General features: G+C 33.6%; 11 protein-coding genes. 7 read left to right on the top strand and 4 right to left on the bottom strand.

Annotation, left to right across the window (positions count from 1 at the left end):
• Positions 1-3 precede the first annotated feature (3 nt).
• The 3 genes from E0F89_RS04890 (at position 4) to E0F89_RS04900 (ending at position 4,513) form a co-directional block, all read left to right on the top strand.
• The gene (locus tag E0F89_RS04890; protein WP_131908735.1) at positions 4-1,038 is read left to right on the top strand and encodes an LIC11966 family surface protein; all 1,035 of its coding nucleotides are present in this window, start codon (positions 4-6) and stop codon (positions 1,036-1,038) included.
• A 61-nt stretch (positions 1,039-1,099) separates the two neighbouring features.
• Positions 1,100-1,813, top strand: coding sequence for a YebC/PmpR family DNA-binding transcriptional regulator (locus tag E0F89_RS04895; RefSeq protein WP_131908736.1), 714 nt, complete (start codon positions 1,100-1,102; stop codon positions 1,811-1,813).
• Between the two features lie 627 nt (positions 1,814-2,440).
• Positions 2,441-4,513, top strand: coding sequence for a hypothetical protein (locus tag E0F89_RS04900; protein ID WP_131908737.1), 2,073 nt, complete (start codon positions 2,441-2,443; stop codon positions 4,511-4,513).
• 85 nt (positions 4,514-4,598) lie between these two features.
• Here E0F89_RS04900 and E0F89_RS04905 read toward each other — a convergent pair whose 3' ends face one another.
• Positions 4,599-5,639, bottom strand: a complete 1,041-nt coding sequence (locus E0F89_RS04905; RefSeq protein WP_131908738.1) for a PLP-dependent cysteine synthase family protein — start codon at positions 5,637-5,639, stop codon at positions 4,599-4,601.
• 68 nt (positions 5,640-5,707) lie between these two features.
• The gene (locus E0F89_RS04910; protein ID WP_394345965.1) at positions 5,708-7,768 is read right to left on the bottom strand and encodes a S9 family peptidase; all 2,061 of its coding nucleotides are present in this window, start codon (positions 7,766-7,768) and stop codon (positions 5,708-5,710) included.
• A gap of 142 nt (positions 7,769-7,910) precedes the next feature.
• On the opposite strand from E0F89_RS04910, the gene E0F89_RS04915 reads away from it, so the two are divergent.
• The gene (locus tag E0F89_RS04915) at positions 7,911-8,231 is read left to right on the top strand and encodes a YbaB/EbfC family nucleoid-associated protein (protein ID WP_131908740.1); all 321 of its coding nucleotides are present in this window, start codon (positions 7,911-7,913) and stop codon (positions 8,229-8,231) included.
• Between the two features lie 99 nt (positions 8,232-8,330).
• Here E0F89_RS04915 and E0F89_RS04920 read toward each other — a convergent pair whose 3' ends face one another.
• Positions 8,331-9,353, bottom strand: a complete 1,023-nt coding sequence (locus tag E0F89_RS04920) for a threonine aldolase family protein (protein ID WP_131908741.1) — start codon at positions 9,351-9,353, stop codon at positions 8,331-8,333.
• A 192-nt stretch (positions 9,354-9,545) separates the two neighbouring features.
• Between E0F89_RS04920 and prfB the strand changes: the two genes are divergently transcribed.
• Both prfB and E0F89_RS04930 read left to right on the top strand, forming a co-directional pair.
• Positions 9,546-10,641 (top strand): peptide chain release factor 2 gene (gene prfB, locus E0F89_RS04925; RefSeq protein ID WP_131908742.1). Its coding sequence is split into 2 segments (ribosomal slippage): positions 9,546-9,608 and positions 9,610-10,641, totalling 1,095 coding nucleotides; the frame shifts between segments, so codons are not numbered across the junction.
• A gap of 92 nt (positions 10,642-10,733) precedes the next feature.
• Positions 10,734-11,432, top strand: coding sequence for an energy transducer TonB (locus E0F89_RS04930; protein ID WP_131908743.1), 699 nt, complete (start codon positions 10,734-10,736; stop codon positions 11,430-11,432).
• Positions 11,433-11,701: 269 nt separating this feature from the next.
• On the opposite strand, the gene E0F89_RS17520 is transcribed toward E0F89_RS04930, so the two are convergent.
• On the bottom strand, positions 11,702-11,920 hold the full coding sequence (locus E0F89_RS17520; RefSeq protein WP_394345966.1) for a phospholipase A: 219 nt from the start codon (positions 11,918-11,920) through the stop codon (positions 11,702-11,704).
• Between the two features lie 766 nt (positions 11,921-12,686).
• Here E0F89_RS17520 and E0F89_RS04940 point away from each other — a divergent pair.
• Positions 12,687-14,069, top strand: a complete 1,383-nt coding sequence (locus E0F89_RS04940) for an NAD-dependent succinate-semialdehyde dehydrogenase (protein ID WP_131908745.1) — start codon at positions 12,687-12,689, stop codon at positions 14,067-14,069.
• Positions 14,070-14,156: the final 87 nt, after the last annotated feature.

A 14,156-nucleotide genomic window follows, 5' to 3' on the forward strand; every position in this document is an offset into this window, starting at 1 on the left:
AACATGAAACCAACCTTTACCTTGCTCTTATTTTTATTAACTATAACCATTTCTACTGCGCAGGAATTTAAAACGCCCGTTGACTATTTGAATTATATCAGTAAGGAAACCGATATTATTTCTCGAACAACTTGGAAATACACCTCGGCAGTTGCACATAGCAAAAATGCCCGGAAAATTGATGTTACTCGAAAAACATTGGTAAAAAGCATACAAACCGCAGCTAAAAAAATAGAAGCTTTGAAAGACGGTTACAAAGGTGATGTAGAATACAAAAACCAGCTTCTAGCCTATTTAGCAATTTCTGAAAAGCAAATTAATCAGGAATATGACAAAATAATAAACATGCAGGAAGTCGCTGAACAATCCTATGACTTTATGGAAGCGTTTATTATGGCCAGAGATTTAGTCAATGCTAAAATCAATGAAGAAGTCGATAAATTGAATGCCAACCAAAAAATATTTGCCAATAAATATGGGATTCAAATTGGAGACGATCAAAGCGAATTGGGCAAGAAAATGAAAATATCTAACGAGGTTTTCGAAAATCACACCCAATTATATCTGATCTTTTTTAAAGTGAATTTTACAGAATCAGTTTTAATGAAAGCGATTGCTCAAAATGATTTGAATGCCATACAACAAAACAGTAACGCACTGGAACAATATTCGAATGAAGGTTTAGAAAAACTAAAGACCTTTAAAGCCTACAAAAATGATGTAATGCTTGTGAATGCTACCAAAAAAGTATTGGAATTCAGTAAAAAAGAAGCGGTAGAATTCGCTCCGGGAGTTGTTGTTTTTATGATGCTGAACCAAAAATTTCAGGAAAGTAAAAAAATAATGGATGATAAAAAAGCTGGTGCGAGATCAAAAGCAGAAATTGATAATTACAATGCGTTGGTAAATACATTGAATAAAGAAGTAGGAACGTATAATAAACTCAATACAAAGTTTAATACGGAGCGCTCCATCGCTATCAATAACTGGAATACAACCGGAACTAATTTTATTTCGAAACACGTTCCAATTGATTAACAAAAATATTTGAAAAAATAACTAATAACTGTATTTTTGCAGTTCAAAATAAGAAATAGAAATGGGAAGAGCGTTTGAGTTTAGAAAAGGAAGAAAAATGAAACGTTGGTCAGCAATGGCCAAAGCATTTACCAGAATTGGAAAAGATATTGTAATGGCCGTAAAGGAAGGTGGACCAAATCCTGATGCCAACTCCAGATTAAGAGCCGTTATTCAGAACTCGAAGGCTGTAAATATGCCTAAAGAAAATGTGGAACGCGCCATAAAAAAAGCAACTGATAAAGACACAGCCAATTATAAAGAAGTTTTATTTGAAGGATACGCGCCTCATGGAATCGCAATTCTGGTTGAAACTGCCACGGATAATAATAACAGAACGGTAGCTAATGTCAGAAGTTATTTCAACAAATGCAATGGAACAATGGGAACACAAGGTTCTGTTGAATTCATGTTTGACCACACTTGTAACTTTAGAATTCCAGCAAACGGAATGGATCCGGAAGAATTAGAGCTGGAATTAATCGATTTTGGTGCTGAGGAAGTTTTTGAAGACGAAGACGGCATATTGATTTATGCGCCTTTTGGAAGCTTTGGAACCATCCAAAAAGAATTAGAAAACAGAGGACTTGAAATTCTTTCTTCAGGATTTGAAAGAATACCCCAAATTACAAAGAAAGTAACGGAAGCTGAAATGGCTGATATCGAAAAACTGATTGAAAAATTAGAAGAAGATGATGATGTTATGAACGTTTATCACACGATGGAAGAAGCTTAGACTTCATTACAATTATATCTAAAACTCTAGCTTTGGCTGGAGTTTTTTTGTTTTATAATGTATGAATTAAGGATAAAACCTCTTGTATTCCTTGTTTAAAGTATTCTCTTTTGAGCAACTGCAGCGTTATTTTTTAAAATCGGCCGAAAGCATATTTTAAACACAAACGAGATACTTTTTTGGAATTATGTGTTTGCGCAACTGCTAATCCCTTTTTCTGAAGTTTTCAAGTACTAAATCAATAGTGTATCAATGCAGTTTTTCATCAGCGTTTGCCTTCAAATTATTTTATAAAAACCTTTTAAACAACGGACTTTAATTAAAAACAGTAAATTTAGCAAGCGAGTATTTTTCAATATCTTTTTTACTGCTCTCAAGTTTCATATATTTGCTAACTTTTGCGAAATGCAACGCCCTAAAAACAAACAATACATAAAAATATTGAGAGTACAATTATTTTACAATTTGAATTTCATTATTTGAAACAAAAAATACAAAATGAAAATTTGGTTTTTGTGACAATTTTTTTTTAGAAAATATAGTCCGTAATTGAATGAGTTTAGATTGAAAGCAAATTATTCCCAATACAGAATATCGTTCTAAGGAACGCTTAAAATTATAACATATATGACAAACAATATTCTTATTGAAAATCAATATAAAAGAACCAGTTTATTTGAAAAAGAAAATGTAGACTATTTAGTTCGCATTTTAAAAAGATTTAATACCGTACCAAAGATAAATAACATCAATATTATCACGTCAACCAGTTCGCCTACTATTTTCAAAATTGTCCCTAACAAATCAATTATAATTGGTTCCTCTTTTTTGAATAAACCCATTTTAGCTTTAGTCTATTTAAGATATGGAATCGAATGGCAACTATGGTACAAAGCTTTGAATACCGAAAAACAGGATGTAGTTTTATGTGATATTGCAGCTCTTGAAGTAACTCGGATATTTTATAATTTACTACCTAAAGATGATAAAGAAAAATTAGAAAATCTTGATTATGTTCTAATTAATTTAATCAAAAATGATATTGATTTAAATGCTAAATCTTCATTAATAAACGATGAGCTCCAATCATTTCATGGTTTACAAAATTCAGACACTGAAATCAAAGAATCTTGGAAACCTATTATCGAAAATCTTGCAAAACCCACAGAATATATGTTGATGTCTGGAGGAGATCTTAGATTGAATATAGACGAAATACATTTGCTAAATAAATACGGATGTCGTCCATTCCCAAGACCTGATGCATTTACTTTTGCTTCATCTACAGCGTCCAGCGTTTCTAATTTTGCTTTTGATAAGACCGATAAAGTGAGAAGCATACTAATTAGAAATAGCTTGAAAAATGGTTTTAAAAATACTACTATCGAGTTTTCTGAATTACTAAAAAATAACCTTAGAAAAATATTTAAATTAAATGAGGAATGTGAAATAATTTTTTCACCATCAGGCACTGATTCTTCACTTCAAATAGCAGCTATAACCCAAATTATTTCCGATAAAGATATTACACATATTCTGGTTGCCTCTGATGAAACTGGTAGCGGCGTAGCGGCGGCCTTAAAAGGATGCCATTTTGAAAATACCACTGCTTTAAATCATCCAATTAAAAAAGACACTAAAATTGAAGGTTTTAGAGATGTTGATTTAATTCAAATCCCTTTTAGAGATCAAAATGGCGCATTAAAATCTTCTGCTCAATTAGACAAGGAAGTATTTGATGCCGTTGTTAGAACCAAAAATCTTGGAAGGCACATTGTATTACACACTATGGACCAATCAAAATTAGGATATCAATCTCCCAGTGATGAATTTATTAAAAAACTAAATACACTAAAAGATTTATCAATTCAGATAATTGTAGATGGTTCTCAGCTACGATTAGATCCAAAAGACATACAAAATTATTTGAACAAAGGATATATTGTTACCATAACAGGTAGTAAATTCTTCACAGGACCTCCATACTGCGGTGCATTAATTTTACCTAAAAATGTCAATAAATTAATTCATTCTGTAAAAAATACATTACCCAAAGGATTAACCCAATATTATAATCGTTCTGATTGGCCGACTTCCTGGTTTTGTTCCAATGAATTATGTGACGGCTATAACTATGGTTCCTATATGCGCTGGAATGCCGCTGTGGTTGAAATGGACAGGTATTACAAAACACCCATTTTATATCGAAATATGGGTATTGAGATGTTTTGCAATTTTGTGGATGAATCTATAAAAGAGGCTACTTTTTTACAGCCTATTTATGGGGATGAAACAATAACGAAGAGTTACAACAGTAAGGAATTTGGAATACGAAACATCCGTACCATTTTTCCTTTCTTTATTTTTACAAACAATGAAGTCTTAACTGTTGATAAAGTAAAAAAATTATATACTTTATTGAATTCGGATTTATCAGATCAATTTGAAGGTTCTTCTTTAGAAATCATTCGGCTTGCTGCGCAAAAATGTCATATTGGTCAAGCAGTGAACGTAAAATATACTACAGAAATTGAAAGCGCTATTTTAAGAATTAGTTTGGGTGCCAGAGTTATTTCAGAAAGTTGGGTTAATAGAGATATTAGTCTCTTTTTTAGAAACATAGAATTACAAATGAGTCAGATCACAATCACTATTAAAAAAATTGAATTGATACTTAATAATCCTGAGTTACTAGATTAAATAAAAAATATTCTTCTTTATGTTCCATAAAAAAGTCCCATTCGCAAAAGCAAATGGGACTTTTTTATTTATTTATATTTTCAACTTATTTTATCATTTCAATTTTTTGAACTTCTTCTTCATTGATGCTGTCGAAGAAACCTTGTTCATTCATCCAATCATCGCTAAATACTTTACTCATATAACGAGAACCGTGATCCGGGAAAATTGCGATAACATTACTGTTTTCGTCAAATTCACCTTCTTCTGCGTATTGTCTTATCGCTTGCATTACTGCTCCTGAAGTATATCCTACAAATAAACCCTCTTTTCTGGTAATTTCTCGGGCAGCATGAGCGCTTTCCTCATCCGTCACTTTCATGAACTTATCAATAATATCAAAATCCGTTGCAGATGGAATTAAATTTTTCCCCAGACCTTCAATTCTGTATGGATAAATTTCATCATTATCGAATTCTCTAGTTTCATGATATTTTTTCAATACAGAACCAAAAGCATCCACTCCAAGAATTCTAATATTTGGATTTTGCTCTTTTAAGTATTTTGCAGTACCTGAAATAGTTCCACCTGTTCCACTACAAGCAATTAAGTGAGTGATTGCACCATTAGTCTGTTTCCAAATTTCCGGACCGGTAGACTTATAATGCGCGTCAACATTCAACTGGTTGAAATACTGATTGATATAAACTGAACCTTTCGTTTCTTCGTGCAAACGTTTAGCCACGTTATAATAAGAACGTTCATCATCGGCAGATACATGCGCCGGACAAACATATACTTTAGCGCCTAAGCTGCGAAGCATGTCTATTTTATCTTTAGAAGATTTCGAACTAACCGCAAGAATACAGTTGTAGCCTTTTATGATACTGACCATTGCCAAACTAAAACCAGTGTTTCCGGACGTAGTTTCAATAATAGTATCACCAGGAGATAAAATGCCTCTCTTTTCAGCTTCTTCAATAATGTATAATGCAATTCTATCTTTTGATGAATGTCCCGGATTAAAAGCTTCTACTTTAGCGTAAAAATTTCCTCTTAAATCCTCAGTAACTTTATTTAGCTTAATAAGCGGAGTATTACCTATTAATTCTAAGACATTGTTATAAGCTGTTATTTCTTTTTTCATAAAAAAATAGTTAGTCGTGGCAATTTAATTAAACCACCAAAGTTACAAATCTAACAAAAAATATCTATTTAGTTTTTAATTTTCTCTAAATCTAGTAAAAAACTAAATTCTTTAGCTAATTCCTTTATGGCTTCAAACCTACCTGAAGCACCTCCATGACCTGCATCCATGTTAGTATCAAGGTATAGGAGATTGGTATCTGACTTCAGGGTACGTAATTTTGCAACCCACTTTGCAGGCTCCCAATATTGTACTTGTGAATCATGAAGTCCCGTAGACACATACATATTAGGATAATGCTGTTTCTTGACATTATCGTACGGCGAATAAGATAACATGTACTTAAAATATTTCTTTTTATTTGGATTTCCCCACTCGTCGTATTCTCCCGTGGTCAGCGGAATACTATCGTCAAGCATCGTTGTAATTACATCCACAAACGGAACCTGTGCGATTACACCATGGTATAACTCAGGCGCTAAATTGACCACAACGCCCATTAACAAACCTCCGGCAGAACCTCCTTCAGCATAAAGATGTTCCGGTGACGTATATTTTTGTTCGATAAGAAATTTAGAACAATCGATAAAATCAGTGAATGTATTTTTTTTATTCAGTAATTTTCCGTCTTCATACCATTGTCGTCCTAAATCTTCGCCACCTCGAATGTGCGTAATTGCAAATATAAATCCCCGGTCTAATAATGATAATCGTGTAGATGAAAAAGTAGCGTCCATCGAATGTCCATAAGAACCGTAAGCATATTGCAGCAATGGATTACTTCCGTCTTTTTTTAATTCTTTGCGGTACACCATCGAAATGGGAATTTTGGTGCCGTCTTTCGCTGTTGCCCAAACGCGTTCTTCTTTATAGTTGTTTTTATCAAATTTTCCGCCAAGTACCTGTTGCTCTTTTTTGACTTCTTTGGCTTTGGTTCTCATATTAAAATCGATAATAGAAGAGGGCGTGGCCAGCGATTGAAACCCGTAACGCAAAATTTCAGTATCAAAATCAACATTGGTTGTAGCGTAAGCGGTGTAGGTTTCGCTTTCAAAAGGCAGGTAATATTCCCCTTCTCCGCTCCAAGGCATAATTCTGATTCTGTTCAAACCATTTGAGCGTTCTTCGACCACTAAATAATTGGCAAAAATTTCGATATCTTCTAATAAAACATCTTCTCTGTGCGCTACCACTTCAGTCCAATTTTCTTTTGAAGTAGCGCTTTCAGCTGTTTTCATTAACTTGAAATTTTCAGCCTTATCCGCATTGGTCATTATGTAAAAACTATCCTTATAATGATTAATGCTATATTCAACTCCGCGAATTCGTTTTTGAAAAATTTTGAATTTTCCATCCGGATCGTCAGCATTTAAAATTCTATACTCTGTCGTCAGCGTACTTCCAGATTCAATCGCGAGATATTTTCTGGATTTAGTTTTAGCGATTTCTACATTATAAGTATCGTCTTTTTCAAAATAAACTAAGACATCATCCGTTTGACTTGAACCTAATTTATGCTTAAAAATCTTGTCCGATCGCAAGGTAACTTCGTCTTGCGAGGAATAAAAAATAGTACGATTGTCATTTGCCCAAACAGCGGAGCCTGTCACCTTTTCTATTTTATCTTCTAAAATTTCATTGGTTTCCAGACTTTTTACCTGAATAGTAAATATCCTTCTTCCAATAGTATCTGTACTAAAAACAGCCAATTTATTATCCGGGCTTATGCTTAAACCTCCTAATTGAAAATAGGACTGATCTTTAGCCAATTCATTACAATCAAACATGATTTCCTCTTTTGCCGAAAGACTGCCTTTTTTTCGAGAATAAATAGGATAACCTTTTCCTTTCTCAAAACGGGTTATGTAATAATACCCGTTATATAAATAAGGAACAGATTCGTCATCCTCCTTTATTCTACCTTTCATTTCTTCAAATAATTCTTTTTGGAAATCTTTGGTATGAGCGGTCATTTCATGATAATACTCATTTTCTTTAGTCAAGTAATCAATAACTTCCGGATTTTCCCTGTCATTCAACCAATAATAATTATCGATTCTTTCAACGCCGAAATTTTCTAAATTTTTAGGGATAATTTTGGCAAAAGGTGGTTGTAAATTTTTTGGCATTGTTTGCGCGTTTATTTTAATAAGTCCAGTTACAAAAATAATATAAAGACATTGCAAAACGATTGTATTTTTCATCTATTTTAAAATTGTCAATTACAATGAAAGTAGTAAATTCGTAGTTCAATTATTAAAATTTCTTAAAATGGATTTAATGGGAATGATGGGCAAACTTAAAGAAACCCAACAAAAAATAGAAGACACTAAAAAACGTCTAGACACGGTTCTTATAGACGAGCAAAGTACTGATGGTCTATTGAAAATTACTTTGACGGCCAATAGAAAAATAAAATCAATCACAATTGATGATTCTTTGTTAGAGGACAAAGAACAATTGGAAGATTATTTGATTTTAACGCTGAATAAAGCCATCGAAAAAGCGACTAAAACAAATGAAGCGGAACTTGATGCAGTTGCAAAAATGGATATGCCAATGATTCCTGGAATGGATAATTTGTTTAAGTAAAAAAGTTTAAAGTTTAAAGTTTAAAGTTTAAGGTTTAACGTTTTTTGATCGAGCTAAAAACTTTAAACCTTAAACTTTAAACAAATTTCCCAAGAACATTTACACTAACTTTTGCAGCGTTTCCAATACATAAGTATGCATCACCTCTTTGTAATCCAGATGAGTAACGATTCTCAGTTTTCCATGTCCCATAGAACTGATTAAAATATTTTTTTGTTTCAATAATTCAATTAAGTTCTTTTCGATACAATTTGGAACCAATGAGAAAATCAAAATATTAGTTTCAACGGGCTCCACTGATGCAACCCAGCTTACATTTTTCAAAACTTCAGCAATTTCTTTCGCTCTCCGATGATCTTCAGCAAGGCGTTCTACGTTATTATCTAAAGCATAAATTCCGGCTGCCGCCAAATAGCCTACCTGACGCATTCCGCCACCTAGAATTTTTCGAATTCGCAGCGCTCTGTGAATCGTCGCTTTGTCAGCCAACAAAACGGAACCAATCGGTGCTCCCAATCCTTTTGACAAACAAACAGAAATAGTATCGAATAATTTTCCAAATGCTTTTGGATCTTGATTTTTGGCTACCAAAGCATTCCAGATTCGGGCACCATCCATGTGAAATTTCAAATTGTTAGCATCACAAACCATCTTTATTTTTTGCAAATCTTCCAGTTCATAACAAGCGCCACCGCCTTTATTTGTAGTGTTTTCTACACAAACTAAACTCGTTAGCGGACTGTGGTAAAATTCCGGGTCATTAATCGCACCAGCCACTTGTTCCGCAGTAATCATTCCGCGGTTTCCGTCTAATAAACAACAAGAGACACCGCTGTTAAAGGAAACACCACCGCCTTCGTAATGATAAACATGCGCATATTTGTCGGCAATCAATTGTTCTCCAGGCTGTGTATGTAATTTTATTGCCGTTTGGTTTGCCATCGTACCTGAGGGAAAGAAAAGTCCTGCTTCCATTCCGAACATTTCGGCAACTTTGGCTTCAAGTTCAATAACCGTAGGATCTTGTTTGTAAACATCATCACCAACCACAGCATTTAACATGTGTACCAACATTTCGCGTGAAGGTTTTGTAATTGTATCGCTAACTAAATTTATTTCCATATTATTTTTTTTATTTTTGATAAGGAGAAGCCGTGACTTGTCCCTGCGTAAAATTTTTCTATTTTTGTGCCACAAATTTACACAATACCGTTTGTTAATTCCAACTAGTTCCGTTAAAACTAAACTAATTGTAGCCGACAGCGGCATTTTTGATAAATATTGAAAACAGACCTATCAAATTAATATAATTTTATGACAACTACCGAACAAATTAAAGGTATTGTAGAGCGCCTTGGTGCGTTGAGGAGGTATCTTTGACGTTGATGCCAAGCTAATTGAGATTTCAAACGAAGAAGAAAAAACTTTTGCGCCTGATTTTTGGAACAATCCAAAAGAAGCTGAGCTTATTGTAAAAAACCTTCGAAACAAGAAAAAGTGGATTGAAGATTACAATAAAGCGGTCGAAATGACGGACGAATTGCAACTCGCTTATGATTTTTACAAAGAAGGAGAGCTTACCGCAGAAGAATTAGACGAACATTATAACGCTACTCAAGCGCATATTGAAGGCATCGAATTCAAGAACATGCTTTCGGATGAAGGCGATACTTTGAGTGCTGTGGTACAAATAACCGCTGGCGCCGGAGGAACAGAAAGTTGTGATTGGGCCGAAATGCTCATGCGTATGTACATGATGTGGGGCGAAAAATACGGATTCAAAATAAAAGAGCTGAATTTCCAGAAAGGAGAAGCTGCCGGTATCAAAACCGTAACACTCGAATTTGAAGGCGATTATTCTTTTGGTTATTTGAAAGGAGAAAACGGCGTGCATCGATTGGTTAGAATATCACCTTTTGACAGCAATGCCAAACGTCATACTTCGTTTGCTTCTGTTTATGTGTATCCGCTAGTAGATGACAGTATAGAAATTGAGATAAATCCTGCTGATATCGAAATTACGACTTCACGATCTAGTGGTGCGGGAGGACAAAATGTAAATAAGGTGGAAACCAAAGTGCAATTGTTTCACAAACCAACCGGAATTCAAATACAATGTTCTGAAACCCGTTCGCAGCAAGATAACAGACAGCGCGCGATGCAAATGTTACGCTCTCAATTATACGAAATTGAGTTAAAAAAGAAACAGGCACAACGCGCGGATATTGAAGCCGGGAAAATGAAAATAGAATGGGGATCCCAAATCAGGAATTATGTGATGCAACCTTATAAATTAGTCAAAGATGTTCGTACCGGATATGAAACCAGTAATGTTGATGGTGTCATGAACGGAGAAATTGACGAATTTCTGAAAGCCTATTTAATGATGATGGGACAAAAAGAAGAATAAATTTATCCTACATTTAAAAAAATATCCTACAATGAGCAAACTGCTATATTGTAGGATATTTTTATTACTTTCGACCAAAAAATCACATCCCCATGAAAAAATTACTTTTATTATTCGTCCTGTTTTTTTCGGTACAAATTTTTTCTCAGGATAAAGTATATTTTACCGAGGATTTTAAAGAATTACCATCTGCGGATAATGCGATTTATTATACTATTTACGAAGATAGTCCAGAAGGAACATTACGAACAACTTACTACCTTGATAATACCGTTTATTCCAAAGATCAATTTTCGAATTACAAAAGACGAATTTTAAACGGAACATCTGAAAAGTGGTATAAAAATGGTGTAAAAGAAATGCATTCAATTTATATTAAAGGCAAACAAGAAGGTATTCAAACTCGGTATTTTGAAAATGGCAAAATAAAACGTACCGAAAATTTTAAAAATGGAGAATTTGTTGACGGAAATTGTTTTGATGAAAACGGAACCGAAATTGATTTTTTTCCGTATTTCATTAAGCCCGAATTTCCTGGAGGAATGAAAGCTTTTTATGATTACGTGGCGAATAATTTTAAATCTCCAAACAGTGCTAAAGGTGAAATAAAAATTGGATTTTTTGTTGAATTAGATGGAACTCTAAACCACTTCGAAGTTTTAAAAAGTATAAATAAAGAGATGGATTTGTCAGCTATAAGATTATTAGTTAACAGTCCCAAATGGACTCCCGGTAAGGTAGACGGAAAAAATGCACGTGTGAAATTTAGTATACCACTTACTGTAAAATAATTTGCTTCCTGTACGTAAAGCCATTCACTCAAAGAAACACCTATCCCAATAGTTGTTGCAAATTATTTCAATCGATCAGTGTTTCCCCAAAAGCAAAAGAGATTATTAAACATGCAGTAAGATTATTTTTTATTTGATTAGACAGGATAAAGAAAATGATAAAGTCCCTCTTGCTTTTAAAGTAAAATTCCATTGAAAACTGCAAAAAAAAGAGGATAGAGGACCATTTTTGGTATCGATAACTTTCATTTCTCCACGTCAACAAATTTTTAAATATTTGGATAATCATCTTTAACTGCTGGACTACGAAGCCACGTCCTAAAATAGCTTATACCGTTCTTACATTCCAATCCGGCATAAAGAATGATTCTGTTCCAACTTATTGAAAAAGATTCGCTTTTTCCAGCAGATTGGCTATTGAATATCACTCCATTCATTGGTACTTTAAAAAATACAAAAATAAAAATTTTAGGAACATTCCGAATCAGTTCGTGTTCTTAATTAACTTTTTCACAGGGTTGCAAAAAATCTGTATTATTTATTAGCCAGGCAACTTAAAGTAAAAGGAAGACTACTGCAAACCGCACAAAATCATCTGTACTAGAAGTCCGTAAATATGTTATTAAACTTAAAGTCTGCACTGTTGTATCTCTAAACATTAGCCATAAATTAGGACAAATTGCTGTGAGGAAATTTGTAAAATTTGTGGCTAATTTTTTTTTGAAGGAAAAAGTAAAATATAATTATAAACGGCTAGCACTTAGATCCCATTTTCTATGCTAATTTGATACTGTTGGGTATTTCACAGTAATTTGAAGTAAATTAATTTACAAAAACAGCAAACTAATTTGGTGCTTTTTCTGAAATTTTCAGCTTGTCAACGATATTCTCTTCAATTAATTAAAGCTCTTTTTCTATTATTTGTCTCTAAAGATTTATTCAAAGCGCAAAAATCAGCAAAATCGAGCACAAAGTAAAATCAAAATCCTTAAAAAATTATGGCTCTTGGAATGTTAACTACACATACAAAAAAAAGTTAATGTGGAAATTATGTAAGTCTTATTCCTTATTCAATTTTTATCTTTGTGACTCAATGATTTTTATTACAAACCAGAACAGTTATTAAAAAAAAAAATCTGATTTGTAAAATTCCCCTAATTATTCTTGAATATTATCAATGCCAAAACATTGTGTTTTGCATCATAAGTTATTTTTGGCGGATGCCAAAATATTAATCTTTTTAATACATAAATTATGTCCATACAAACAACGAATCCGGCTACTAATAAAGTCATTAAATCATTTGACGAAATGACGGATAAACAATTAGATCAGGCAGTTTCAAAAGCTGAAACCGCGTTTCAACTTTGGAAAAAAACAACTTATCCCGAAAGAACAGCTGTTTTAAATAAAGTTGCTTCTTTGATGAGAGAGAAAAAAACAGCTCTTGCGACATTAATTACACTCGAAATGGGAAAAATCTTTTCTCAGGCCGAAGGTGAAATAGAATTAAGCGCTAATATCTTAGAATATTATGCTAAAAATGGCGAAACATTTTTAGCCGATAAAAAATTAGAGCCTGAGTTAGGTGAAGCCATTATTAGATCAAGCCCAATAGGCGTTTTATTAGGAGTTCAGCCTTGGAATTTTCCTTTTTATCAAGTGGCGCGTTTTATAGCACCTAATATGATGGTAGGAAACACTATTCTATTAAAACATGCCTCAATGGTTCCTCAATGTGCAATTGCTATTGAAGATTTATTCAAAGAAGCACAGGCGCCAGTCGGATTATATACCAATTTGTTACTATCAGGAAAAAGGGCATCAATGCTTATTTCTGACAAGAGAATTAAAGGTGCTTCCCTGACCGGGAGTGAAGCCGCTGGTGCAAGTTTAGCCTCAGAAGCAGGTAAAAACCTTAAAAAATCAGTATTAGAATTAGGAGGTAACGATGCCTTTATTGTTCTAGAAGATGCTGATATTGACAAAACTGTTGAATGGGCCGTAATAGGTCGAATGAACAATAATGGCCAAAGTTGTATTGCCTCTAAAAGAATTATTGCTGTGGAGGCTATTGCCGATGAGTTTATTGAAAAATATACCGCCAAATTAGCAAAATTAAAAGTAGGTGATCCAATGGATCAAAATACAGAGTTAGGTCCTTTAAGTAGTGAAGAAGCTTTAATACATTTATTAGATCAAGTTGATAGATCCATTGCAGCGGGAGCTACCGTTTTATTAGGTGGTAAACGCGTTGATGGGCCGGGAGCTTTTATGGAACCTACCATTTTAACGGATTTAAACCCTAAAATCCCTGCCTATTATGAAGAGTTATTTGGACCAGTTTCTTCTTTCTACAGAGTTAAAGATGAGGAGGCGGCAATTATATTAGCAAATGATTCTGATTTTGGTTTAGGTGGTTCCATATTTACCAAAGATATTGAACGTGGAAAACGAATTGCAGATCAAATTGATTCTGGAATGGTGTTTATCAATCACCCAACCTGGACACAAACCGATTTGCCTTTTGGTGGAACTAAAGGTTCTGGTTACGGGAGAGAGCTTTCTGAAATAGGAATTCATGAATTTGTAAATAAAAAATTAATTCGTGTTAGTGGATTATCTGATCCGTTCTAGAAAATACTAATTAGGTAAAGCCTATCTACTCTATTACCAATTTTAAATTAGTAGATTAGATAGGCTTTGGCTTTTGTAGGTATTTAA

This window comes from Flavobacterium caseinilyticum (assembly GCF_004349085.1).
Lineage (GTDB): Bacteria > Bacteroidota > Bacteroidia > Flavobacteriales > Flavobacteriaceae > Flavobacterium > Flavobacterium caseinilyticum.